Genomic DNA, 23,711 nt, shown 5'->3' on the forward strand with positions numbered 1-23,711 from the left:
GCTAGCCTGCAAAACTCCACCTTCGCAAAACAGAAATCGCATAGGCATGAGAGAGGTTTGTGAGTGCTGCACTTGATCCCTCGGCCTCTAGGCCCAAAGCATCGAAATGACCACAAGATTGGCAGGTGATCTTTGTCGCGTCCATCGCGACATCACTTGCCCCACATTCAGGACAAATGGCGGCAACATCATCATTGAACATGACTTCTCCTGCTCCACTAGCCTGCAGCTAAAACGGGGGCTTGCGGGCGGCGACTGCGCATCAAAAGCCACGCAACAATAGCAACATTAAACCCGTTCCACAAAATACCATTGATGAACGCCATCTGATAACTGCCTGTCACATCGAAAATCCACCCTGACATCCAACCGCCAAGCGCCATGCCCACAATCGTCATCATGATCACAAATCCAACCCGCTGACCTGCTTCGCGGGCGGGCATGTATTCGCGCACAATCAAGGCGTAGGACGGAACAATCCCGCCCTGTGCCAAACCAAAAATCAAGCTGACAAGATAAAGCGACACAATCCCATTATAAGGCAGGTAAAAAAACAGCGCCGTCATTTGCAGAACCGACCCGATCAATAGGGTGCGCACACCACCCAAACGATCGGCGACCAAGCCCGAAATGATCCGGCTGACTACGCCACCCAGAAGCATCAGCGACAGCATCTCGGCTCCCACCGCAGGGCCGTACCCAAGGCCCACACAATAAGATACGATATGCACTTGTGGCATCGACATGGCGACACAGCAGGCCACGCCTGCAAAGCCCAGCAGATATTGCAACTGGAGCGAGGACAGTCCAACTGAATTTGCCTTGGCGCGAGACATTGCCTCGGACTGGGCATGGGCAGTTTCCGGCAGTTTACGCCGCAACGCAAATGAAAGCGGTATGATCCCAACAAGCGCAATCACTGCAAGGGTGAGGTAGACAGCCCGCCATCCATCCTCGGCCAAGATCCCGGAAAGAACCATCGGCCAAATCGCGCCAGAGAGGTAATTGCCACTGGCCACCAAGGCCACGGCAATCCCGCGGCGGCGTAAAAACCAATGTGATATATCCGCCAATAAAGGGCCAAAGCCCGCAGCCGTTCCGAGGCCCAAAATCAGATGGATCAGGGACAGCGTGTAAATGCTGCTTGCAAGAGTGGAGAAAGCAAACCCTGCCGCGATCATGACGGCTGCCAAAGAGAGGGCAATCGTCACACCAAAACGATCCACCAAGCGCCCCACCAAAAGATTGCCCGCGCCAAATCCCACCATCGTCATCGTATAGGGCAATGACGAGGCCGCACGCAGCGACCCAAATTCTGCCTCAACAGCGGGCATGATCACGATGATGGCCCACATGCCCACATTGGCAATCATCGCAATCGCTAAAGTGATGGCAAGCCTACCCCAAGAATAGGCGCCGTCATGAATAGTGCTTTGCATGGATCAGACCTGTTCAATTCGAGCAAATCTCACGCTATCGCCATTCCAAAAATAGCGCCAACAAAAGTTGCATCTGCCCGTCATTCGTGGCGAGATGGCAAAAATTAAGCGCGAACAGAAAGACCAAGCGATATGTCTTTAAGCCCCACCCAGAGCCAAGCCCCACTAAAATTGGGGCTGATCGGTGACAATATCAAACAATCCAGTGCCCCACGTTTGCACAAAATTGCAGGCCGACTGAACGCCCGCGCGGTCAGCTATGATCTCTTGATTCCCCCTGAACGCGAGGAAACCTTTCTTGAGGTCTTCGATGCCGCGCAAATCGGAGGCTATTCGGGCCTGAACATCACATATCCCTACAAGGAAAAAGTGGTTCCGCTTTTGAAACTGGCCGATCCCGTGTTGGAAGCTGTCGGAGCAGTGAACACCGTTCTTTTCACTGCCCATGGGCCCGTTGGCTATAACACGGATTACACGGGCTTTAAGGCCGCCTATCAGGCCACCCGGGGCGCTGACGCACCAAGCGAGGTTCTGATTATCGGATCAGGTGGGGTGGGGCGTGCGATTGCTTTTGGCCTTGCCGATCTAGGAGCGAGTGCGTTGCATCTGGTTGATACAGATTTGGCCAAGGCCGATGGCCTAAAGCGTGATCTGGCGCGTGGATTTCCCGCATTACGGGTCACAACGATGCGCGAGATATCCAAGCTGCCGCATGAGGTCACAGGCCTTGCAAATGCAACGCCCATTGGCATGGTTGGCTATGGCGGCACCCCGATGCCTGAAGCGCTTATGCGAGAGGCAAAATGGGTGTTTGATGCGGTTTATACCCCACTTGAAACCCCATTCCTCAAAGATGCAGCGGCTCTTGGTCTGGAAATCATTTCTGGGTGGGAACTGTTCTTTTATCAAGGCGTGCACGCATGGGCGCATTTTTCTGGCGGCAGCGTGGATGAAGCCGCGTTGCGCACAGCGCTGTTGCAAGCCTAATTCAAGATTGGCTCAAACCCGATCAGCGCGCTAATAGGCGCATAGTCATCTGTCAGGACGCGCGGCTGCTTATCAGCCACAATCTGCGCCACAAAGGCATCAGCTAAGGGTTGAAAGATCATTGGATCAGGCCCCCAGGCCGCGAAGTGAGAGACAGGGCTTGTTCTTTCTCCACACAGAAGAACAAAAACCCGCCGCTCACCTTGGCTTGGCCCGCGCGCCTCTGTCCAGACTTCGACTTTTGGAAACACAGCCTGCAAGGTCACGATCATCGCCGCCAAGGCATCCATGCGGTCAACACTGTCGATTAGGTTCATCGCGAAAACCCCGCCATCTGTAAGGCGGCTTGCAACCAATTCAAAAAATTCCTTTGTGATCAAATGTTCTGGCACAGCAATATCGGTAAAGGCATCCCCAATGATCACATCAAAGCGCGTGGGGGTGTTGCGCAGCGCCATACGCGCGTCCTCGTGCAGCACTGTGACCTGATCTGCAGGAAGCCAGAAATCATCAATCGCCACCTGCGTGACCGCGGGGTCTATCTCAGCAACTGTGATTTGCCCTAAACCATGCGCGGCCCATCCTCGCGGGACAGAAAATGATCCGCCGCCGATATGGAAGGATGAGAAATCCTTTGCCCCCATCCGCATACGGGGCAGCGCGTCCAACATCGCAGTATGATCGGTTTGCATCAAGCGCGGTTCCGCCTCGCCGCTGATGCCATGGGCAAGGTGATCCAAAACCATCAGATGAATGCGTGCGCCCTCGGCATCAGATAGAGTGACTGTGCGAATACAGAAATACTTGCTTTCCTCGTCACAAATCGCTGGCAGGCTGAGGGTCTGATAGCCGAGCCCCACAAGCGCAAGACATGCAGCGATGCCTATACCCAGATCCCGCCCTGCAACCCTTGCCAACGCAAAGCAGACAACCGCCCCAAGCGCATAAATCACAGCAATGACCATCAAGGTGGTCATCGAACCTAAGCGCGGAACAAAGAAAAACCCCGCAAGCAAAGTGCCGAAAATCGCCCCAATGGCCCCAGTTGCAAACATAACCCCCAAGACGCGTTCAGACTGGCTGTGACCGCGCATTGCAACAACTGTCAAAACAGGCGCAGGGATGCCCGCAAATATCGACGGCAAGAAAAACGCGACCATGCTTAGGGCGGTGATGGCGGCGAGGGGATGGCTGAAGGCCTCAATCAGCGGCCCTGCAAATCCGCGCAACATCAGACTTGCCGCAGCGGTGGTCAAAGCGGCGGCAACCATTGTCCATGCGGTTTGGCGCAATGCATTTTGACTGTCATGCGCAGCGATGCGACCGCCCCACCAATGACCCACGGAAAAGCCCGCAAGAACAACCGCAATAATGGCTGTCCATGTATAAAGGCTCATCCCGACATAAGGCGCAATCATGCGGCCTGCGACAATTTCCACCACAAGGCTGGATGCAGAAATCGCCGCCTGCAGCACAACCATGATCCAAAGGTATTTTCCTGTGCCTGCCACCCGATCGCACCTCGCTTGAGACTGACTGTCGCGCCATCGAGGAAAATTTACACCAGCCCCGCAAAGGCACAAGCCAGATAAAGCAAAAGCGGCAAGGTTTCCCCTGCCGCTTCGGGTTTTAAGTCATGCTCACCTGTGAGCTTATTTTGAGCTCTTTCCCGACATGCCGCCAGAAACCTCTTCCGTGGATTCCGCACTGAGTTCTGCGGGCAGCACGAGGTTTAAGATAATCGCGATGAGGGCCGCAGGCAAAATGCCCGAGGTGGCCAAGATTTTCATCGTGCTTGGCAGATATTGCAGTGCGTCAGGTTCAAGCTGCAAACCAAGCCCCAAGGACAAGGCAATCGCAAAAATCACCATATTGCGGCGGTTCCAATTCACATCAGACAGCATCGAGATGCCTGCAGCCACAACCATGCCGAACATGACGATCACACCACCGCCCAAAACCTCAATCGGCACAGAGGAAATCACCGCGCCCACCTTTGGCACCAAGCCACAAAGAATAAGGAATATTGCGCCGATCGTGACAACCGCGCGGCTCATCACGCCCGTCATCGCAATCAGGCCCACATTCTGTGAGAAGGATGTGTTCGGCAATGCCCCGAACAAGCCAGACACAGCCGTGCCCAGACCATCGGCAAAAGTCGCGCCTTGGATTTCCTTATCGGTCGCTTCGCGGTTCGCACCACCTTTGGTGATCCCTGACACATCGCCCACTGTTTCCACGGCGGAAACAAAGGACATGGCACAAAAGCCGATGATTGCGGCGACCGAAAACTCTAACCCAAAGTGGAGCGGGTTTGGCATCGCAAAGCTTGCTGCACGGCCAACATTGCCCAAATTCACTTGCCCCAAGGCCAAGGCCACCGCGTAGCCCGCCAAAAGGCCAACCAAAACGGCCGAGACAGACAGCATCCCACGCGCAAAGAATTTCAGCCCCAAGGTCACAAGGATCACTGTGCCCGCCATGAGCCAGTTCAGACTAGAGCCGTATTCCTCGGTTCCAATTGCAGGCACACCGCCCGCAGCATATTGGATGCCAACCTTAACAAGTGCCAAACCAATCATCGTGACAACAAGGCCCGTCACCAAGGGCGGCAAGGCAAAGCGCAAGCGGCCAATGAACAGGCCTAAGAAGGCATGGAACAAACCGCCGACCAAAATGCCGCCCATCAAAACGGCAATCGCGTCAACGCCCTTGCCGGCGACCAAGGGGATCATGATCGGAATAAAGGCAAAGCTCGTTCCTTGGACAATCGGCAGCCGCGCGCCAACAGGGCCAAATCCAATGGTTTGGAACAAAGTGGCGATGCCCGCGAAGAACATCGACATTTGGATCATATAGATCATCTGCGGAAAATCAGGGCTGTTTGAGCCAAAGCCAAACCCAGCCGCACCGCAAACAATGATGGCGGGTGTCACATTCGAGACAAACATCGCCAAAACGTGTTGAATTCCAAGTGGCACCGCCTGAGTCAAAGGCGGCGTGTAATTCGGATCGCGCAGCTGCTCTGGCGTTCCAATTGATGCGTCTGACATCTTCTAGTCCCTCCCTTTTCGATGCTTTGGCGGCTCCTCCTCCGACAAATTCTCATCGAATGTTCGCGCTTCGCGCTTAGCGCCGCCCGACCTGTGGACGGAACGACAGACCATGACCCAAAAGTCATGGCTCAAATCGCAGGCTAAATCAGAAACTGAAGATTTATTTTCAAAAAAAACAAAAAGCTGTCACAAACAAGGTCTGGCACAGGTTTTTGCGCTGAAATCATTGAGAAAATTTCGCTTTCGGCCTTACTGCCAGCGCAAACCCCTATCCGACAAGCGGCGCTGCACGCGGGCGGGATAGTCAGAACAGATCGCATCCACCCCAAAATCAATCATGCGATCGATATCTACGGTTTGATTTACGGTCCAAACAACAACGCCCAAATCTAGGCTTTGCGCATAGGCCACATCTGCTGCGGTGATATCCGCGAAATGCGGGCACCATAGCGCGCCGCCTTCCGCCTTAATATGAGCGGGAATATCGGGCGGCAATTGAAACTGGGGCTCGGATGAAATCGACAAATAAGACCGCGGGATTTCTGGCACTTGTGCCTTACACTCCGCCAAAATGGCCCAATCAAAACTGTGCAAGACGGTCTGCCCGATCACATGGGTGCTACGGATCACATCCAAAACTGCCGCAACAAAATGCGCCCGCACGGCGGTATCTTGGGCAAGCACGGGATCAGATTTCATCTCCAGAAGCAGACGCGCCGCGGCGTGTTCAGGCCGCGAAATGAGGGCGCATAAATCGGCCAATCGTGGCACTTGTAACCCATCAACCTGCGCCTGATCAGGAAAGGCCGCGCCATAAGCGCTCTGCCCATCAATTTTACCAACCTCATAGCGACAGAGGTTTGTATAGCTCAAATCACGGATTGGCATCTCATTTGTGATGAACTGTCCTGTTTCGTCCCGAAAAGTTGCGGCGTGCAGCGTGGGATTATGCGTAATGACGGGGATGTCATCGCCCGTCAGCACCACGTCAAATTCAAGCAACGGCACACCTGCGGCCAGCGCATAATCAAAACCAAGCATTGTATTTTCGGGAAACACCCCGCGCGCGCCCCGATGGCCAACGATACGGATCAGCCCTGACAATTTGCGAAAATCTGCCGCCGCATCGCCCATCACGCGCCCTGACATTTCCTGTAACGTCTACGTATTGCCTAGCACCCCGCAGCCATTGCTTGCAATCAGCCAAGTGGCGCTTATTGTTTCGCGCAGTAGAACAAGAAAGTAACGATCACATGACCCATTATCGCATTCTGTTGGCCTGTATCATCCTTGCAGGCTGTGGCGTGCCATTTGTGCCCTTGGTCTAAGGGCCAGTCGGGAAAGGGACGAGATGGAACAAGACCCCAAAACCCTTTTGCTTTTTGGCGATTCCAATACCCATGGCACTGTGCCTTTAACTGTGCTTGGGCAGCCAGAGCGCTATCCCCTTGCGCAAAGATGGCCGACCCTTTTGGCGCAAAAACTTGGGGCCACATGGCGCGTGATTGATGAAGGCTTGCCCGGGCGCACGACTTTGCATGATGACCCAGTGGAAGGGCCGCATAAGAATGGCGCGGCCGCGTTACTGGGGATTTTAGAAAGCCACAGCCCAATTGATACGGTGGTGGTGAAACTTGGCACCAATGACCTCAAGCCGCGCTTTTGCGTCAATGCTTTCGATATTGCGCAATCTGTGGGTAAACTCGTGCGTATCATCCGCGCCTCTGGCTGCGGGCCTGCGCGTGGTGTCCCGCGGGTGATTGTTGTCTGCCCCCCACAGATTGAGGAACGGGGGGTTTTGGCGGAAATGTTCCGTGGCGGCGCTGCAAAATCAGTGGGCCTGTCCCCCGCCATGGCCGAGATGGCAGCACGCGAGGGCGTGGATTTGGTCGATCTCACAGGCGCTGTGACGGTTTCACCCGTGGATGGCATCCACTATGAGGCCACGCAAATGCCTCGCATTGCTGAGCTGATTTTCGCAGCCATTCAAAACTGACTATCGGATAAGAGAGACGCGATGACATCGAATTGGTTGGCTGTAGATTGGGGCACATCGCATCTGCGCATTTGGTGGATCAACGCCGAAGGATCGGTTTTGGCGCAGCGCCACTCCTCCGATGGTATGAGCAACCTTCGCCCTGACGGGTTCGAGGCCGCCCTCGTAGAATTGGCGGACGATCTTTTGCCCGCATCTGAAAAAACTACGGCTTTGATATGCGGCATGGCGGGCGCACGCCAAGGATGGGCAGAAGCGCCCTATGTCGCGACCCCTTGCCCCCCGCCCTCTGTCGCCGCAGCCGTCAAAGTGGATACCACAGACCCCCGCTTGGCCGCCCATATTATTCCTGGGATCAAGCAAGAGCGTCCCGCAGATGTAATGCGCGGAGAAGAGACGCAAATCGCGGGGTTTTTAGACGAGTATCCAAATTTTGATGGCATCCTTTGCCTGCCTGGCACGCATTGCAAATGGGTGCAGATCAGCGTGGGCGAGATCGTCAGCTTCCGCACCTTCATGACAGGGGAATTGTTCGGCCTGTTAGAGCAGGCCTCGGTTCTGCGCCATTCCGTGGGCGGCGGGGGCTGGGACAGCGCCACCTTTCTTGCCGCTTTGGATGAGGCAATCGCCCATCCTGCATTGGTGGCGGCCAACCTCTTTTCCATCCGCGCCGAGGGGTTGCTCCATGGGGCTGACACGAATGCGGCCCGCGCGCGCCTATCTGGTCTGTTGATCGGTCAGGAATTGGCGGGCGCCAAACCCTATTGGCTGGGCCAAGATATCCGTGTGATTGGGACAGGCGGCATTGCGGATGCCTATCACGAGGCCCTTACCGCCCAAGGGGCAAGTGTCATCAAAATTTCTGGCGAGGGCATGGCCCTGAGCGGGTTAAAGGCCGCGTATAAATCCTTTTTAGAGGCCGCAGAATGAGCCGCAACATTATTGCCATTTTACGGGGCCTTCGGCCTGAGACTGCGCTCTCCATAACGGATGCACTGATTGCGGCAGGGATCACTCGGATCGAAGTGCCGTTAAACTCGCCAGACCCGTTTGACAGTATCGCAGCCATGGTTGCCCATGCACAGGGGCGCGCCCTTATCGGCGCCGGCACCGTCCTAGACGTAGCAGCCGTTGATCGCTTGGCGCAGATCGGTGCGAAAATGGTGGTATCACCCGATACAAACTCCGCGGTGATTGAAGCCACAAAGGCACAAGGGATGCTGTCTTATCCGGGTGCATTTACTGCGACCGAATGCTTGACCGCATTGCGGCACGGCGCAGACGGGTTGAAACTCTTTCCTGCCTTCAAGCTTGGGGTGGATGGCTATAAGGCCCTAGCCGCCGTTCTGCCGAAATCGGTTGAAACCTATGCTGTGGGTGGCGTTGGTCCCGCAGATTTTGCCGCGTGGCGGGCCGCAGGGATCACTGGTTTTGGCCTTGGTTCGCACCTGTTCAAACCTGATTATGACGCAACCAAAGTTGGCCATTTGGCGAAAGAGTGCGTGACGGCCTATGATGCGGCCTTCGGGTGAAAATATCTGAGGGGACAGGGCGGGGAGATGCCCCCGCCCCTTTTGCCAAACATCAGGCGGCGTTTTTATCCAAGGCATAAGCCCCAGCGCCATGCGCGAAGAACATCAAGAATGCACCTGCGATAGAGAAGTTCTTGAGGAGCATGATCATCTGTATCTGATCGGAAAAATTGTTGTGATACAGCACTGCTGTCACAACACAGAAGGCCGCGCCTGCCAATGCGACAAGACGCAATTTGAACCCCACCAATAGGGAAGCCCCCACCAAAATCTCGAAGATAATCGCAGGCCACGCCAAGAACGCCGGCAAACCACCCATCGTGATATAGCCTGCAAAGCCTTGCACATCGGCAAGCTTGCCCAGACCTGCCATTAGGAAAAATCCACCAATGAACACGCGCGCGATCAGCGGCGCAAATTTCTCAAGCTGCTGCATAAGATATCCATCCTTTTCCAAAAGCCATTCGCGGCTTGGCGCGGACATAAACACAGAGTTCAGCGGTCGGATATTCCAAAGGAATTGACGCGCTTTGTGCAAATACGCACAGACAGAGGGCTTTACAGATTTAAAAATTATATCTGACCTTTTGCATGCAGCGAGTGACGGGCCCGTCATCCCTGCATTCAAGAGATGCGGTTTCTATGGGATTGCCTTTGTGGCTGAATGATTGGCCATCAGACTGGCAAATTACTGGCGGAGGCAGATGATTTACTCTTGCCTCTTGCGCTGCAATACCGACAAAACTTTACACGAGTTAAATTTCAAAAATGCCCCTTTTACGCTCAAATCCACAGATGCGGGCATTCAGCCAGTGGGAAAAGGATGTCGAAGATGTATCTTGGGATCGATTTGGGAACTTCGGCTGTTAAGCTTTGTGTCATTGATGCTGAGGGAAATCTGATCGCGCAAAGCAGCAAAGATTTGCCCATTTCGCATCCGTTTGATGGGGCAAGTGAGCAAAATTGCGAGGATTGGTGGGAGGCAACATGCGCCTGCATCAAGGCATTAGATCCCGCGCTTCGTGCCGCCATCAAGGCAATTGGCCTATCTGGCCAGATGCATGGCGCCGTTGTGCTGGACGCGCAGCATAAACCTGTGCGGCCCGTGATTTTATGGAATGACGCCCGTGCAGATGTTGAATGTTCCGATATCATCGCGGCCGATCCGTCAGCCGCGCAACGTGCAGGCGTTTTGCCAATGCCGGGTTTTACGGCGCCAAAAATCTTGTGGTTGTCACGTCATGAGCCCGAGGCCCACGCCAAGATCCGCCATGTGATGTTGCCCAAAGATTATATCGGGCTCTGCCTGCATGGCGGGTGTGTGACCGACCCATCAGACGCCGCAGGCACATCATGGTTTGACGAGGCCGCGCGGTGTTGGTCTGCGCGGCTTTGTGAGCTGACCGCAACCGAACCTGCTTGGCTGCCCCACGTCATGCATGGCACGGATGTGGCTGGCACGCTTTTGCCCGATATCGCCACCGATCTGGGTCTGACGCCTGACATTCCTGTGGCGGCAGGTGCAGGCGATGGTGCGGCGGGGGCGGTCGGTCTTGGTGCTGTGCAAGCAGGTGATGGATTTATCTCGCTTGGCACCTCGGGGCAGCTTTTTGTGACCACGGATGCCTATCGCCCAAATATCGAAAACCGCATTCACGCCTATGCCCATACCGTGCCTGATCACTGGTTTCAGATGGCCGCAATGTTGAATGGTGCACGCCCGATGGCGTGGCTGGCCGATCTGTTAAACCGCCCCATTGATCTTCTCTTGACCGAAGCGGTCGAGGCCCGGCCAGGCCCGCTCTTCCTGCCCTATCTGACGGGGGAGCGCACACCGCATGGAGACACCACAATTCGCGGGGGATTTGCCAATCTCGGCGAGGGCATGAGCCAAGGCAGCTTGATGCGCGCTGTTCTTGAGGCGATCGCCTTTTCTTTTGCTGATGCGGCCGAGGCCTTTGCAAAAGCGGGCACGGCCCCAACCTCACTCTTGGCCATTGGCGGGGGCACCCGCAGTGATTTGTTGATGCAAATGATCGCAGATGTGACAGGGATTACACTAGGTCGCAGCGATGAGGCCGTTGTGGGCCCTGCCCTTGGGGCCGCTCGGCTTGCGCTTGTGGCATGCGGCGATAAACCTATGGATGCAGTGATGCAGCGCCCCACTGTCCGTCATTGGTTCAAACCGAAAGGGGCAATGGATCACAGCACGCAGATACGCCTTGAGGCATATCGCGCCTTATATCCCGCATTGCGAACGGTTCAGCAAAAACTGCGGTAACGGAGGCGCAATTCTGCCAACCGCGAGCGGATTGCACAGGGCAGGAAACGCGAACAAGCCATCACATCCGCCAAAGCGACAAAACCAATCAGCGCGATACGAGCAGGCGGTGATTTTATTGGCTGCGGGGGCGGGATTAAGCCTATGTCGAACCACAGTTAAGCACCAAAAACTCGGAATAAAATGGTGCAAGCATAGTCTAAACATGATGGCAAGAAACGCGCGTATCTCCAATCAAACGCATCTGAGGGCGAACTGTTTTGCACAAGCTTGTAGCAAGTGGACACCGTGGATGGAAGGAGCAGCCAGGCGGAGGATTAATCGGGTCAGGTATTTCGCCTTTGGGCACATCAATTTCTCGCCCAAACCCATCTAATCTTGGCGCAGCATCAAACAGCATACGCGTGTAAGGATGCAAAGGTGAAGCGAACAGAGTTTCCTTTGGGGCCTCTTCAACCAAAGCGCCCAAATATAACACACCAATCTTATCCGCCATGTGCTCCACAACAGTAAGATCATGGCTAATAAATAAATATGTGAGGCCCAGTTGCTCTTGCAAATCCGACATCAAGTTCAAAACTTGGCTTTGCACTGATACATCCAGCGCAGAAGTAGGCTCATCACACACGATCACCTTAGGCTCAGACGAAAGAGCACGTGCAATGCCAATGCGTTGCCGCTGTCCACCCGAAAACTCATGTGGATACTTATCTGCATCCTCTGGTGATAAACCGACTTGTTGCAGCAACCTTTCGGGCAAACCTTTGATCTCAAGGCCTCTCAATTTTGCAGGCTCTGCTATAATGTCACGTACTTTCCAACGCGGATTCAAGGATGCGTATGGATCTTGAAAAATCATCTGCAGTTTTTGTCGAGCCTCAGAAATTTTTGCTTTCTGATCATTGCCAGTTATCGCGATGCCATCAATTTCAATGGTCCCATCAGTTGCACTAGTTAACCCTACAACCATTTTGCCGATAGTTGATTTCCCAGAACCACTCTCACCAACTAACGCGTAAACTGAGCCTTCCTCAATTTCAAAATCTACATCTGCAACAGCCGTTAAAAAAGCCTTTGGCTCCCTTTCGACAACACGGTTCAACCAGGGCTTGGAGACATCAAAGAGGCGTCTTAACGCTTTTGCTCGGACAATCACACTCATTTTGACGACCGTAATTTAGTGTGCTGCAATGGGAACCAACATGCTGCTTGAGCATCCTCGTCTGCGATAAATGGAGACGATCCGGTTTTACAAACTTCCTGAGCAAAATCGCATCTTGGTGAAAAGGCACAGCCTTCTGGTAAAGCTCCTAACCGCGGCATTGAACCAGGGATCTGCTTCAACCGTTTCAATCCTCTACTTGCCAACGGAGTAGAGCCCATAAGCCCATAGGTATAGGGATGCTTTGGGGCAGTGAGCACATCTCGCACCGCGCCAAGCTCGGCCAACCTTCCAGCATACATGACAGCTACACGATCTGCCGCCTCGGCAATTACGCCCATGTCATGCGTAACCAACATAACCCCGACGCCACGCTCTCGGCACAAGCGCTTTAAAAGTGCAATGATCTGAGCCTGAACTGACACGTCAAGTGCCGTAGTCGGCTCATCTGCGATTACTAAGTCAGGCTCAGCGCATAATGCTAAAGCTATCACCACTCGTTGCCTCATACCGCCGGAGAACTCGTGGGGATAGCTACCTATCCGCTCTCGCGCTGCAGGGATACCAACTTCTTCCAGGGCTGCGATGGCGCGCTCCTGCGCTTCTTTCTTCGAAACCGCAAGATGTTCAATGATGGTTTCTACCAGTTGCTCTCCGACAGTTAAAAGTGGGTTTAACGAAGTCAAAGGATCCTGAAAGATCATACCAATTTTTTTACCCCTGATTTTACGGAATTCAGAGGCTGATAAGTTGTGGATCGGGTTCCCTGATAATAGCACATTACCTGACACAATTTGCGCCGGCCGCTCTAACAACCCAATCACAGCGTTCCCTGTCATTGACTTTCCTGCACCGGACTCGCCAACGATACCGAGAATTTCACCTGGGAAAATGTCATAACTCACCTGATCTACTGGCCTGAGGACACCTTTCCGAGTGGGAATTTCCACAACCAGGCTCTTTATGGAGAGGACAGGTTGCACCATCAGCGCAACCTCGGGTTCAAAGCGTCACGCAACCAATCACCGAGTAGATTTATTGATAGCGCGAGAGCCAAAAGAGTGATCGCGGGGAAAAACAAGATCCACCATTCTCCAGAGAACATATATTCTTGCCCGATACGAATTAGTGTTCCCAAACTCGGCTTAGTAGGCGGAGCACCCACACCCAAAAAACTCAAAGTAGCTTCGGCAATGATAGCCAAAGCCAAACTAATTGTGGCAATTACCAAAACGGGGTTGAGAACATTGGGCAGGATGTGTTTGAGCATCACCGCTAAGTTAGCTCGCCCGATGAGCTGTGCCGCTTGAACATACTCCTTCTGCCTTTCAACCAAAGTAGCACCGCGGACCACGCGTGCAAATTGAACCCAGTCGCTCAGACCAATGGCAAGAATGAGGACCCAAATAGCTACCTGATCACGGAATTCCGCCGGCGTGACGCCTTTCGCGATACCAAAAATCAACATCGCAACCAAAATAGACGGAAAGGTGAGCTGTACGTCAGCAAGCCGCATGATAGCCGCATCCAGCCATCCGCCGAGATAACCCGCTAAAAGACCAAGAATTACACCCAAAATCATCGCCAGAAAAACAGCCGAGAACCCAACAAACAGAGATATTCGCATCCCAAAGAGAATGGTGGACAAGACATCACGACCCTGATCATCAGTCCCCAAAACAAAAACATCTTGTGTGAATTGGTTAGGGGTCAGTGGTCCCGTAAACCCATTCATCAAGTTCAGGGTGGCTGGGTCAAAAGGATCATAAGGCGCTAATAATGGGGCAAATATCGCTCCCATTATCAAAGACACAACCACAAAAAATGACATGATCGCCACCGGATTTTTTCTGAATGACCAACCTAAATCACTGTTTAAAGCCTGAGAAAATTTTACAAAAATCCTAGGGCGCCTCAACTCAATGCCCCCCTACGCTTCGTTCAATCCGCAAACGAGGATCAATGGCAAAATAAAGGACATCGACTATCAGATTAATTCCCACAAACATTACGGAAATCATCATCAAATAAGCAGCCATGACAGGTATATCGACAAACTGAACAGCGTTGATGAACAGCAGCCCCACGCCCGGCCATTGAAAAACAGTTTCCGTGATGATCGCAAAAGCGATGATACTACCTAGCTGGAGACCAGTTATTGTGATGACTGGCACAAGTGTATTTTTCAGAGCGTGCCGAAAATTAATTGTTTTTTCGGTCAACCCACGCGCTCGTGCAAAGCGTATATAGTCCATGCGCAATACTTCTAACATCTCAGTGCGAACTAGACGCATGATTAACGTCATTTGATAGAGACCAAGCGTAATGGCAGGAAGAATTAATGCTTTTAAACCACTGGCTGTTAGGAAACCTGTGGTCCATCCCCCGAGGTCAACGACCTCACCACGGCCAAAACTTGGAAGCCAACCAAGCTCAACAGAAAATATATAAATCAATAAAATTCCAATCAGGAACGTTGGTAGTGACACTCCGACAAGCGACGCTGTCATAATAAAACTCGGCAGTAAACCGTGTCTCCGTATTGCGGTGAACACTCCCAATCCAACACCACCAATAAAGGCTACGAACCCTGACACGAGTGCCAATTCCACTGTAGCAGGCAATCTTTCAGCGATAATTTCTGAAACAGGCCGCCCTTGGCGATAACTTAAGCCAAAATTTCCTTGAGCAGCTTGCTCCAAAAAGCGCCAATATTGCACTATAAATGGCTGATCTAGTCCAAGCTGTTCGCGCAAGCGCTCAATATCAGCCTGCGTGCGTTCTTGACCCAACATGTTATCCACGGGGTCTCCCACGAAACTGAACATCGCAAAAGCAACAAAGCCAACAGCGAGTAACACTATTAAAGACTGAAATATCCGGCGTAGGATGTATGCCAGCATGAAAAAATTTCCCAATGGAACAAATTGATAAAAGGGTTACTGCCCCTCTAATTGAGGGGCAGTAATTTACAATCAGTTCATCGTGAAGAATTTGAACTTCGGATCATCTTCAGGGCTAACGTCAATACCAACTGCATCACTCATACCCCAGTTAAGAACCTGGTGATGTATTGGTAGGTACAACTGCTGTTCTTGAACATCGTCCCAAATCGCTTGGATTGTAGCATTTCGGGCGCTTAGGTCAGTTTCAGACGCTAAGCTCTGGATCATGGCATCCATCTCAGGGTTTGAATAGCCAGTCCCGTTCCAGCTGCCTCGGTCTTCGCCACGAGTGTGCGTCAAGAAGTTAAAGATATACTCGGAGTCATATGTAGGAACGCCCCAACCCAACATGTAGAAATCGGTTTCACCATTTGTAATGAGTGGGAAGTGTTGTGCCTTTGGCTTAGCGTCCAAGTTAACGGTGATGCCAATTTGTGCCATCATGCCGACGGCTGCTTGGCAAATCGCTTCATCATTGATGTAGCGATCATTTGGGCAGTCCAACTGGATGGAAAACCCGTCGCCATAACCCGCTTCGGCCATCAAAGCGCGTGCAGCATCAATATCAGTTGAGACAGAACCATCCATCTCTGCTGTCCAGCCGTTTACAAATGGCGGAGCAATCATACCAGCGGGTTGCGACTGACCCCGCATAACTACTTGTTGAATTGCATCACGGTTAATCGCCATATTCATTGCGCGTCTAACACGGACATCCGCAAGAGGGTTGGCACCATCAACATTGTCATTTGCAATGTCCGCTGCCCCCATATTCATTCCAAAGAAAATTACGCGGTTTTGTGGGGCCGTCTTAACGATAAGACCATCCGTGTTTGCAACACGGTCCAAGTCTTGCACGGGGACATCTTGGATGAAATCGACTTCCCCAGACAACAGCGCTGCTACTCGTGTCGCAGCATTCTGAATAGGTGTGTAAATGATTTCCGTAACTTCAAGTGGGAACTGCCCAATACCCCAATAGTTTTCGTTTTGGGTTAGAACTGTCCGTACATCGGGTTCACGGCTAACAAGCTTGTAAGCCCCAGTGCCATTTGCGTTCGTAGCCGCAAAAGTCGTCTCTCCACCTTCGACGTCCTGCACTTCTACAACGCCATTTGATTCAGCCCAACCACTATCCATCATAAAAAGATTTGTAAGGTTCGATGGTAGGATTGGATTTGGACCATCCGTAACCATCTCAACAGTTAAGTCGTCAACCGCACGAACTTCAACAATTGAGTTCAATAGTTCTTTCATATTGGAATTTTCTGACTGCGCTCGTCCAATTGAGAACACAACATCTTCAGCGGTAAAGGCAGCGCCATCGTGATAAGTTACACCTTCACGCAAATTGAACACCCAGACATTTGGATCATCGGGGGACGGCGCCCAGTCAGTAGCCAATGCAGCCTGAAACTGCCCCGACATATCGCGTATTATAAGTGGTTCGTAAATTTGATGGGCGAGAGTATGAGTCGGGCCCTCGTTTTGTGCATGCGGATCCAACGTCAATGAATCCCCTGACCGCGCCCAACGCAATGTTTCCGCGCTGACTGACGAAATGGCTACTGCTGACACTGCAGCAGTAAGAAGCATAGTTCGCAACGTTTTCTTAGAGTGGGTAAGTTGCATTTTGTTCTCCCTGTTATAAAGCACCCGTAGAGGATTTTAGGACGACAACATGCAATAAAAAGAGATTTCGCTCAAAGGATTTCATCAGAAACCTCATCTGCCAATTTGTTTTTCCTCATTTAAACTTACAGGCTAAGGTAAAGAGCAGAAGACATGAGTGAAGCTGTAGTTTGAGACATTCGGAAAAAGTGGCTGCGGGGGCGGGATTAAGCTTATGTCGAACCTTTATTTGTTAAAATAAAACTCTACTCAATAAACATATCTGATTCGGAGCAATCTCATACCTTAAACCGCACAAAACGGAGTTTTGCGCAGCTCACGCGCAATTTCTTCATCAAGCGGTGGGGGAAAAGAATTGAGGATAAAGCCAAGCGTGCTGTAAAAGCCTACTGTGGCAATCAAATCAAAAATGCCCTCTTTGCCAATTTCCGCCTCAAGCGGCCCCTGCATCTGGGGGGGATCGCGCGCGCGCTCATCAGGGCATCGACTGCACGGGCGATGGTTTGATCCTGACCTGTGATCTCGTCAATTGGGCCTGCGAGACGCGCGATGCGGTGATCTTTAAACCCAAGGGCGCGCGCACGGCTGACATGACGCTCCCAATTCACAGTTCAGCATCTTCGAAAGTCGGCTGATAAACTTGCCACAAATGTTGAAGTAGCGTTGTTATCCGCCAAAGCTAGACATTTTTCCGCGATGAAAAACCAGTGGATCACCCGCTCCCTGCCAAAAATGTCTGACCGCACCCACAATGAGTTTATGATCTCCACCATCCAAAACTTGGCTAACGACACACTCAAAATGAGCCAAACTGCCATCAATACTCGGAGGCCATACCACAACCGATGGCCGAGATTTCACATTCGCAAACTTGTTACGACTAGGTTTCGCAAATTGCCAAGCAATCTCCTCCTGAGACGCCGATAGCACGTTCACAACAAATTCTTTCTGTTCTGCCAGCAAGCTCAGACTTGCCTGCGAATTTCCAAGCGAGAATACACAAAGAGGAGGATCCAAGCTTAAGGATGAGAAAGAATTGACCGTTACTCCAGTGGGTGAACCATCGTTGTCCAATAAGGTTACGACGCAAACTCCAGTAACAAACTCACCAAAGGTATTTCTTAGTCGCTTCGAGTGGGAGAGATCAGTATCCAGCATTTCTAGTACCATTAGAGTTGACCTATTCTTGCTTTAAGTTAGCGCTTCCAAAAATAAGTAAAAATGATATTTTGTGATAAAAATTATCAAAAAGAGCGATGCCAGAAAAATGCCAATCCCCAAAATCTCGATAAGAGCATTGAAAGCTTTAATCTCAGTTTACGAAGAACAGTCGTTCTCACGAGCCGCAGCTCGGGATAACGCGACCCAATCTGGTATGTCGATGCAGATCAAAACATTAGAAGAGCGTCTTGGGGTGAAAGTTTTGGAACGCGCCAGAAACCAACTTAATCTGACCGCAGAGGGTCGAATTTTGTATGATGAAGGACGAAAAATCATAAAATCATTGGTCGAGGCAGAAGAGAAAATTTCAGCACGAGCAGACACGCTTCAGGGCTCTTTAAAAATTGGCATCATCCCAGCGCTCACAAGATCTGTCGTTCAAGCGGCATTAAGTCAGTTTAAAACTATTGCCCCTATGGTGGAGATTTCATTAGTGGAAGAGTATTCAGGCAGCCTGATCAATCGAGTTGTGGCTGGAGAAATTGACTTTGCTATCGTCCCCGCAGGACCAATTGGACCAGGGCTGGATGCAGAATATATCGCTCAGGACAACGAAATGTTATTGTGCAATTCTAAAATGTTTCCTGAATACTCACACCTTTCAACAGCACCACTTTCGAGCCTGAAGAAAAAAAAGTTGATAGTTCCATCGCATCAAAATGTAAGACGGATCCAAATTGAAAAGCTACTTGATAGCTATCAAATCGAAGTGAGCGACCTGTTAGAAATGGATGGGATGCTCGCCACAATTGAGTTGGTCGCACAGTCTGATTGGGTTGCAATATTACCTTCAGCGATTTGTCATGCAGATTTAGATGGACGAATGCGAAAATCACTCAAAATCACCGAGCCGGCAATTCCGTTAGACTACATCATGGTCAAAAGGAATGATGTAACCTTCACACTACCCGCTCAAAAAATGGCTGAACAAATCAAATATCAAACAAAAAAAATCATTTCCGAATTCCAGGAAAATTCAAAGTTACATTAGAGAAAACTATGTGAACGCTCTCGTTAGATGTACGATGGTTTAATCATGATAAGCAGCGAGGTGACATGATGATAACTTGTGCAGTAGTAGGCTTTGGCTGGTGGGGTCAGCACATCTCGCGGATACTGAAAGATTTAGATGAAACCAAAATCGTATGTGTTGTGGAACCGGACATTCAAAAACGTTCTCATGTAGAAAGCTTAGGCCTCAAATACGAAAATGACTATGCAGATGCTTTATCTAAATATTCTATAGACGCGGTCATATTAACGTCACCAAATGATAAACACGACGAGCAGATTGCACTAGCAGCGAACAAAGGTATCCATGTGTATTGTGAGAAACCACTTTCTCTCACAGCAAATGGTGCACAGTTTAGTATAGCTACGTGTAAACAGAACAACGTTGTTTTAGCCATTGGTCATGAACGGAGGTTCGAGCCAGGCATCCAAATCATTAAGGAAATGATCACGTCTGGCCAGCTCGGCACGCTGATGCATGGCGAATTTGCATTTTCCCACCAAAAACTCGCAAGTCTACCGACGACTAGCTGGCGCACTAAAAAACAGTACGCTCCAGCTGGTGCGATGACGCAGATGGGCATTCACTTGACGGACCTCATGATATGGTTCTTTGGGCCCGTAGAAACCGTTCACGCTATAACTGCAGACCGCTCTTTAGGTTGGGAAACTGGAGACCTTACGAGCGTTCATTTTCAATTCGAAAGCGGAGCAACAGCAACGCTACAGGCCATTTTGAACACACCGAATTACATACGTACATTCGTCAGCGGTACAGATGCGTGGGTCGAGGTTAAAAACTCGAGCCATCCAGATACACCAGGAGGTATAGTTTCAATACAAAAACTGGACAAGCTTGGCTCAAAAACCGAAGAAGAATTGCAGTGGTCAGATGCAGTTAAAGCTAACCTACTAGCTTTCTTTCAAGCGATATTAGGCCACGCAGATTACCCGTTCAGCGAATTTGAACTTATGCATAACATCGATGTGCTCGAGGCGATCATAAAATCAAGCGAGACTAAGACTTCTGTCAAGGTGCATGCCACTAAATTAGAATGATCTATTGGAATGAACTTGCCTAAATGTTTAAAAAATTTCCGATTGCCGCATTGAACGGCTCTGGCGCATTTATGTTTGCAACATGTGCAGCATCTCTAATCTTGACGTATGTCGCGTTAGGCGTCGCTCCAGCCATATTAGACATTACCTCTGGTGAAGCACCTTTGTCTTGATCACCGCCAACGTAAAGAACTGGCACAGTTAATCGTGGCAAGTCTTTGAGATAATCAAGCTCTTTGAGAGCATAGCAACAACTCACATATCCTTCTGGATCGTTGGATAGGAGCATTTCTTTGATCTCGGCGACGCGGCTTGGATTTCGCTCCACCCAATCTGAGGTGAACCATGACTTTATTGTACCGTCCACTATGGCTTGAAGGCCACCATCTTGAACTCTAGCAATCCTATCGTCCCACATATTACGGAACACTTCTGGTGAGTCAGCACGTCCATCGGCACACACAATTTTACTGAAGCGCTCCGGGAGCTGAAGACCAAGACCAAGGCCAGTCATGCCTCCCATCGACAAGCCCATGAACACCGCTGACTCAATTTCAAAGTGATCCATCAACTGCAGCACATCAAAACACAAATCGTCAAATGTATAACGGCCAATTGGCGTCGAGCTACCACCATGACCTCTGGTGTCATAACGCAATACGCGAAACTTTGACGACAGCAGCGGGATCTGATCATTCCACATATTCAGGTTTGCACCCAGTGAATTTGAAAGAATTATCCAATCACTGCTTTCTGCGCCATCAATACGGAAATTGATTTTCGACTTAGGCGTCTCAACAAACCCAGTTTCAACAAAATATCTACCCGTCTCCATTATTCTGCAGCCTTACTAGACCCGGCTTCGGCGGTATTCACTAGCGGTTTAACCTGCTCAGCTAGCAATCGCATGGAACGGCGTGATAATTCTAAATCGGCCCAATCCTTCCCTGCGTAGAGCAGTGTGCCAAATCTTCCAACCTGCTCACGAAATTCGAGCAATTCGTCGGCCACTTTGTCTGGCGTGCCCCAAATAACCAGCCTATCAAAAACACTTTGCAAAGTGACTTCATCATCCGGCTGGTCCTTGTACTCTTTAAAAAGGTTAATACGACCGTGCTTCTTAAGTTTAGTGTATAGCTGCTTGTAATAAAAATAATATGGTCCGTTGGGATCCGTTGCGTAGTTGCGAGCGGTGTCCAAATCATCTGCCACAAAAATACTCTTCGCAACGCGCCAGTTTTTCAGATCTGCCACGCGCCCCGCACGCTGGCAACCTTCAACGTACTTTGGCCAGTGACTAGCCACCCATTGCGGCATTAGAAAGTTTGCACTTATGGGATCCCAACCACGTGCAGCTGCTTCGGTCACACCGTTAGAAAATGGTGCAACTGCCGTCACAACGATTGGGGGATGTGGCTTTTGGAGCGGCTTCGGCATAATACCCTGGCCTATCTCTGTCATAGAAGTCCGCTCTGTACTGATATTCCAAAAATCGCCAGTGATATTATATGGTGCCTCGCTTTCCCAAATTTTCAGTACCATATTGATACTTTCTAGGAACATCGCAGGGCGATCTTTGTCCAAGTTACCAAACACTTCAGCATCAGAAGCTAGCCCCCCAGGAGAAATACCGAGATTGAACCTACCATCAAGCATGTGATCTAACATTGCCGCCTGCGCAGCGATAGCGGCAGGATGATTGTTCGGCATGTTGAAAGTGCCCGTTCCCAAGCGAATGTTTTTGGTCGCAGCCGCCAAATAGGCGACGAACGCTGCACAACTGGTAATGTTTTCAGCGGCGTCGGTTACATGCTCTCCAACGTATCCCTCCACGAAACCCAATTCATCAGCAAGTAGAAACGCTTCTCTATCTTCGGCAATTGACTGCCTCCAATCCTTGTCGATTGGGTGAATAGGCATGGTGAAAAAGCCAAGTTCCATCAACACAACTCCATGTCAGTGCAATCTACGTGTCTCTTTTTTATTAAGATAGATCGCTACATACGCCTCGGAAAATTATAATTTCAGAGTATTTTCATCAAAAAAAATGATGCAAGCGCTGGCGTCTAGTCAGAGCATAACCTGCGGGAGCCACGTTGCGAGACTGGGGATAGCAATAACAAGCATAGCAGCGACAAGAATTAGAACAAAATAAGGCGCTGATCCTTTGAAGATAGTCCCCAATGAAACAGTTTTATCTGGCAGAGCACCTTTGACAGTGTAAACGAGAAGCCCGAATGGAGGCGTTAACAAACCAGCTTCAATCACCAAGATGCCAAAGATGGCAAAGGCTATTGGATTGAAACCAAGAGCCATGGCCAGCGGAGCAAAAATCGGGACGGTTAGCAGAATTATGGAAACACTATCTACCAACATCCCAAGAATGATCCAAATAACGGCCATTATCATCAAGATGATCCACGGGTCCGCACCTAAACCTAAAAAGATGGACTGAATAAAGTTAACCGCCCCGCCCATAGCCAAAAGGCGCGAATACATTTGGGCGGTAATAAGCAAAAACATTATCGGTGCTGTGGTGCGACCGGCTTGTAAGATTGCATCCATCAGCTCAGCTTTTCTCATGCCTTTCACCAGCCCGATTACAAGAGCTCCGATAGCTCCAAAACCCGCTGCCTCGGTCGGAGTGAATAACCCAAACCAAAGCCCACCAATGACCAAGAAAATAAGCCCAACAATGCCTAGGCCTCCAATTAGTTCTTGTTTGCGCTCTTCAGAACTTAGGATTACCAAATCTTGATTGGATGAGGGTGCTACATGCGGCCTGAGCTTGGCGGCTGTCACTACATAACCGGAAAACAATAACGCCAAGACAATACCGGGAATTATTCCGGCTATGAATAAAGCACCCACGCTCATTTCCGTTAGAATTGCCCAAACGATCAGCAAGATTGATGGAGGGATCAGCATCCCTAAGCACGCAGAACCGGCAACGGCTCCAACAGAAAAAGTATCTTTATAACCAAGCTTTTTCATTTCAGGGTATGCAATTCGAGAAAATGCTGCAGCAGCAGCTATGGAAACACCTGTAACCGCCGCGAATACGGTGTTGCCGGCTATGGTTGCAATCGCGAGGCGTCCAGGCAAACGCTTCAAACCTCGATCGCATATTCGATACAAATCTCCCGCAGCACCAGATCTCGAAATTATGTCACCCATAAGTACGAATAGCGGGATTACGGCAAAAACGTCTTTACGCACGGCCTCGTATGCCGTGTTACCCATGATAGAAACAGCCGCCTCGAAGCTCCCGATCATTAGCCAAACGCCGAGACCTGAACACAAAGCCAACGCTATTCCGATGTGTACTCCCATTACGATCAGGGTCACGAGCAGCGCCAGCATCCAAAGAACAATATCTGCACCCATGCC

Annotated in this window: 23 protein-coding genes; 7 read left to right on the forward strand and 16 right to left on the reverse strand. The window is 50.8% G+C overall.

Annotated elements, in window-relative coordinates:
• Window position 1: 1 nt before the first annotated feature.
• Both AAC622_RS09600 and AAC622_RS09605 read right to left on the reverse strand, forming a co-directional pair.
• Window positions 2-202: a hypothetical protein gene (locus AAC622_RS09600; RefSeq protein WP_340262000.1), complete on the reverse strand. Its 201-nt coding sequence runs from the start codon at window positions 200-202 to the stop codon at window positions 2-4.
• Between the two features lie 16 nt (window positions 203-218).
• Window positions 219-1,439 carry an MFS transporter gene (locus AAC622_RS09605; RefSeq protein WP_340262002.1) on the reverse strand — a complete coding sequence of 407 codons (1,221 nt, stop codon included), beginning with the start codon at window positions 1,437-1,439 and terminating at the stop codon, window positions 219-221.
• 132 nt (window positions 1,440-1,571) lie between these two features.
• On the opposite strand from AAC622_RS09605, the gene AAC622_RS09610 reads away from it, so the two are divergent.
• Entirely contained in the window at window positions 1,572-2,426 is an 855-nt protein-coding gene (locus tag AAC622_RS09610) for a shikimate dehydrogenase family protein (RefSeq protein ID WP_340262004.1), read from the forward strand.
• Here the strand turns inward: AAC622_RS09610 and AAC622_RS09615 are convergent.
• From AAC622_RS09615 to AAC622_RS09625, 3 genes are all read right to left on the reverse strand, one after another.
• Window positions 2,423-3,937, reverse strand: a complete 1,515-nt coding sequence (locus tag AAC622_RS09615) for a fused MFS/spermidine synthase (RefSeq protein ID WP_340262006.1) — start codon at window positions 3,935-3,937, stop codon at window positions 2,423-2,425. The two genes, AAC622_RS09610 and AAC622_RS09615, sit on opposite strands and share 4 nt — an antisense overlap.
• A 141-nt stretch (window positions 3,938-4,078) precedes the next feature.
• On the reverse strand, window positions 4,079-5,479 hold the full coding sequence (locus AAC622_RS09620; RefSeq protein ID WP_340262009.1) for a uracil-xanthine permease family protein: 1,401 nt from the start codon (window positions 5,477-5,479) through the stop codon (window positions 4,079-4,081).
• A 252-nt stretch (window positions 5,480-5,731) separates the two neighbouring features.
• On the reverse strand, window positions 5,732-6,631 hold the full coding sequence (locus AAC622_RS09625) for a glycerophosphodiester phosphodiesterase family protein (protein WP_340262011.1): 900 nt from the start codon (window positions 6,629-6,631) through the stop codon (window positions 5,732-5,734).
• 202 nt (window positions 6,632-6,833) lie between these two features.
• Here AAC622_RS09625 and AAC622_RS09630 point away from each other — a divergent pair, with 202 nt between their 5' ends.
• Genes AAC622_RS09630 through AAC622_RS09640 form a run of 3 tightly spaced genes read left to right on the forward strand, consistent with a single transcriptional unit; the run spans window position 6,834 to window position 9,010 of the window.
• Window positions 6,834-7,478 (forward strand): SGNH/GDSL hydrolase family protein, encoded by a 645-nt coding sequence (locus tag AAC622_RS09630; RefSeq protein ID WP_340262013.1) that lies wholly within the window; start codon window positions 6,834-6,836, stop codon window positions 7,476-7,478.
• Between the two features lie 21 nt (window positions 7,479-7,499).
• Window positions 7,500-8,408, forward strand: a complete 909-nt coding sequence (locus AAC622_RS09635) for a 2-dehydro-3-deoxygalactonokinase (protein WP_340262015.1) — start codon at window positions 7,500-7,502, stop codon at window positions 8,406-8,408.
• Window positions 8,405-9,010, forward strand: coding sequence for a 2-dehydro-3-deoxy-6-phosphogalactonate aldolase (locus tag AAC622_RS09640; protein ID WP_340262017.1), 606 nt, complete (start codon window positions 8,405-8,407; stop codon window positions 9,008-9,010). Before AAC622_RS09635 ends, AAC622_RS09640 begins: the two co-directional genes overlap by 4 nt.
• A 52-nt stretch (window positions 9,011-9,062) precedes the next feature.
• On the opposite strand, the gene AAC622_RS09645 is transcribed toward AAC622_RS09640, so the two are convergent.
• Window positions 9,063-9,494, reverse strand: coding sequence for a DoxX family protein (locus AAC622_RS09645; protein ID WP_340262019.1), 432 nt, complete (start codon window positions 9,492-9,494; stop codon window positions 9,063-9,065).
• A 348-nt stretch (window positions 9,495-9,842) separates the two neighbouring features.
• Between AAC622_RS09645 and xylB the strand changes: the two genes are divergently transcribed.
• A complete protein-coding gene (gene xylB / locus AAC622_RS09650; RefSeq protein WP_340262021.1) occupies window positions 9,843-11,291 on the forward strand; it encodes a xylulokinase in 1,449 nt (482 codons plus the stop codon).
• Window positions 11,292-11,490: 199 nt separating this feature from the next.
• Here the strand turns inward: xylB and AAC622_RS09655 are convergent, their stop codons facing one another.
• From AAC622_RS09655 to AAC622_RS09685, 7 genes are all read right to left on the reverse strand, one after another.
• Window positions 11,491-12,453, reverse strand: a complete 963-nt coding sequence (locus tag AAC622_RS09655) for an ABC transporter ATP-binding protein (protein WP_340262023.1) — start codon at window positions 12,451-12,453, stop codon at window positions 11,491-11,493.
• On the reverse strand, window positions 12,450-13,439 hold the full coding sequence (locus AAC622_RS09660; RefSeq protein ID WP_340262025.1) for an ABC transporter ATP-binding protein: 990 nt from the start codon (window positions 13,437-13,439) through the stop codon (window positions 12,450-12,452). Before AAC622_RS09660 ends, AAC622_RS09655 begins: the two co-directional genes overlap by 4 nt.
• Complete coding sequence (locus tag AAC622_RS09665; protein WP_340263025.1) at window positions 13,439-14,356, reverse strand: ABC transporter permease; 918 nt, start codon at window positions 14,354-14,356, stop codon at window positions 13,439-13,441. The genes AAC622_RS09660 and AAC622_RS09665 overlap by 1 nt, the downstream gene beginning before the upstream one ends.
• 16 nt (window positions 14,357-14,372) lie before the next feature.
• Window positions 14,373-15,356: an ABC transporter permease gene (locus tag AAC622_RS09670; RefSeq protein WP_340262027.1), complete on the reverse strand. Its 984-nt coding sequence runs from the start codon at window positions 15,354-15,356 to the stop codon at window positions 14,373-14,375.
• A 72-nt stretch (window positions 15,357-15,428) separates the two neighbouring features.
• Window positions 15,429-16,994: an ABC transporter substrate-binding protein gene (locus AAC622_RS09675; protein WP_340263028.1), complete on the reverse strand. Its 1,566-nt coding sequence runs from the start codon at window positions 16,992-16,994 to the stop codon at window positions 15,429-15,431.
• 321 nt (window positions 16,995-17,315) lie between these two features.
• The gene (locus AAC622_RS09680; RefSeq protein WP_340262029.1) at window positions 17,316-17,480 is read right to left on the reverse strand and encodes a hypothetical protein; all 165 of its coding nucleotides are present in this window, start codon (window positions 17,478-17,480) and stop codon (window positions 17,316-17,318) included.
• 216 nt (window positions 17,481-17,696) lie between these two features.
• Window positions 17,697-18,188, reverse strand: coding sequence for a flavin reductase family protein (locus AAC622_RS09685; RefSeq protein ID WP_340262031.1), 492 nt, complete (start codon window positions 18,186-18,188; stop codon window positions 17,697-17,699).
• A 73-nt stretch (window positions 18,189-18,261) separates the two neighbouring features.
• Here AAC622_RS09685 and AAC622_RS09690 point away from each other — a divergent pair, with 73 nt between their 5' ends.
• Window positions 18,262-19,242: a LysR family transcriptional regulator gene (locus tag AAC622_RS09690; RefSeq protein WP_340262033.1), complete on the forward strand. Its 981-nt coding sequence runs from the start codon at window positions 18,262-18,264 to the stop codon at window positions 19,240-19,242.
• Window positions 19,243-19,307: 65 nt separating this feature from the next.
• Window positions 19,308-20,321 (forward strand): Gfo/Idh/MocA family protein, encoded by a 1,014-nt coding sequence (locus AAC622_RS09695; RefSeq protein ID WP_340262035.1) that lies wholly within the window; start codon window positions 19,308-19,310, stop codon window positions 20,319-20,321.
• A 19-nt stretch (window positions 20,322-20,340) separates the two neighbouring features.
• Here the strand turns inward: AAC622_RS09695 and pcaD are convergent, their stop codons facing one another.
• The 3 genes from pcaD to AAC622_RS09710 all read right to left on the reverse strand — a co-directional run bounded on the left by pcaD (window position 20,341) and on the right by AAC622_RS09710 (window position 23,708).
• Window positions 20,341-21,156 carry a 3-oxoadipate enol-lactonase gene (gene pcaD, locus AAC622_RS09700; protein ID WP_340262038.1) on the reverse strand — a complete coding sequence of 272 codons (816 nt, stop codon included), beginning with the start codon at window positions 21,154-21,156 and terminating at the stop codon, window positions 20,341-20,343.
• Window positions 21,156-22,262: an LLM class flavin-dependent oxidoreductase gene (locus AAC622_RS09705; protein WP_340262040.1), complete on the reverse strand. Its 1,107-nt coding sequence runs from the start codon at window positions 22,260-22,262 to the stop codon at window positions 21,156-21,158. The genes pcaD and AAC622_RS09705 overlap by 1 nt, the downstream gene beginning before the upstream one ends.
• A gap of 129 nt (window positions 22,263-22,391) precedes the next feature.
• Window positions 22,392-23,708, reverse strand: a complete 1,317-nt coding sequence (locus tag AAC622_RS09710) for a TRAP transporter large permease (protein WP_340262042.1) — start codon at window positions 23,706-23,708, stop codon at window positions 22,392-22,394.
• Window positions 23,709-23,711: the final 3 nt, after the last annotated feature.

The sequence above is a fragment of the Roseobacter sp. HKCCA0882 genome, assembly GCF_037805225.1.
Lineage (GTDB): Bacteria > Pseudomonadota > Alphaproteobacteria > Rhodobacterales > Rhodobacteraceae > M30B80.

What these genes read in the sequence shown, in the direction of transcription:
- xylB (WP_340262021.1), top strand. Translation starts at nt 9,843, where the DNA reads ATGTATCTTGGGATCGATTTGGGAACTTCGGCTGTTAAGCTTTGTGTC.
- AAC622_RS09620 (WP_340262009.1), bottom strand. Translation starts at nt 5,479, where the DNA reads ATGTCAGACGCATCAATTGGAACGCCAGAGCAGCTGCGCGATCCGAAT.
- AAC622_RS09600 (WP_340262000.1), bottom strand. Translation starts at nt 202, where the DNA reads ATGTTCAATGATGATGTTGCCGCCATTTGTCCTGAATGTGGGGCAAGT.
- AAC622_RS09660 (WP_340262025.1), bottom strand. Translation starts at nt 13,439, where the DNA reads ATGGTGCAACCTGTCCTCTCCATAAAGAGCCTGGTTGTGGAAATTCCC.
- AAC622_RS09710 (WP_340262042.1), bottom strand. Translation starts at nt 23,708, where the DNA reads ATGGGTGCAGATATTGTTCTTTGGATGCTGGCGCTGCTCGTGACCCTG.
- AAC622_RS09655 (WP_340262023.1), bottom strand. Translation starts at nt 12,453, where the DNA reads ATGAGTGTGATTGTCCGAGCAAAAGCGTTAAGACGCCTCTTTGATGTC.
- AAC622_RS09610 (WP_340262004.1), top strand. Translation starts at nt 1,572, where the DNA reads ATGTCTTTAAGCCCCACCCAGAGCCAAGCCCCACTAAAATTGGGGCTG.
- AAC622_RS09695 (WP_340262035.1), top strand. Translation starts at nt 19,308, where the DNA reads ATGATGATAACTTGTGCAGTAGTAGGCTTTGGCTGGTGGGGTCAGCAC.
- AAC622_RS09680 (WP_340262029.1), bottom strand. Translation starts at nt 17,480, where the DNA reads ATGCAGGGGCCGCTTGAGGCGGAAATTGGCAAAGAGGGCATTTTTGAT.
- pcaD (WP_340262038.1), bottom strand. Translation starts at nt 21,156, where the DNA reads ATGGAGACGGGTAGATATTTTGTTGAAACTGGGTTTGTTGAGACGCCT.
- AAC622_RS09675 (WP_340263028.1), bottom strand. Translation starts at nt 16,994, where the DNA reads ATGCTTCTTACTGCTGCAGTGTCAGCAGTAGCCATTTCGTCAGTCAGC.
- AAC622_RS09635 (WP_340262015.1), top strand. Translation starts at nt 7,500, where the DNA reads ATGACATCGAATTGGTTGGCTGTAGATTGGGGCACATCGCATCTGCGC.
- AAC622_RS09685 (WP_340262031.1), bottom strand. Translation starts at nt 18,188, where the DNA reads ATGCTGGATACTGATCTCTCCCACTCGAAGCGACTAAGAAATACCTTT.
- AAC622_RS09640 (WP_340262017.1), top strand. Translation starts at nt 8,405, where the DNA reads ATGAGCCGCAACATTATTGCCATTTTACGGGGCCTTCGGCCTGAGACT.
- AAC622_RS09705 (WP_340262040.1), bottom strand. Translation starts at nt 22,262, where the DNA reads ATGGAACTTGGCTTTTTCACCATGCCTATTCACCCAATCGACAAGGAT.
- AAC622_RS09670 (WP_340262027.1), bottom strand. Translation starts at nt 15,356, where the DNA reads ATGCTGGCATACATCCTACGCCGGATATTTCAGTCTTTAATAGTGTTA.
- AAC622_RS09625 (WP_340262011.1), bottom strand. Translation starts at nt 6,631, where the DNA reads ATGTCAGGGCGCGTGATGGGCGATGCGGCGGCAGATTTTCGCAAATTG.
- AAC622_RS09645 (WP_340262019.1), bottom strand. Translation starts at nt 9,494, where the DNA reads ATGTCCGCGCCAAGCCGCGAATGGCTTTTGGAAAAGGATGGATATCTT.
- AAC622_RS09630 (WP_340262013.1), top strand. Translation starts at nt 6,834, where the DNA reads ATGGAACAAGACCCCAAAACCCTTTTGCTTTTTGGCGATTCCAATACC.
- AAC622_RS09605 (WP_340262002.1), bottom strand. Translation starts at nt 1,439, where the DNA reads ATGCAAAGCACTATTCATGACGGCGCCTATTCTTGGGGTAGGCTTGCC.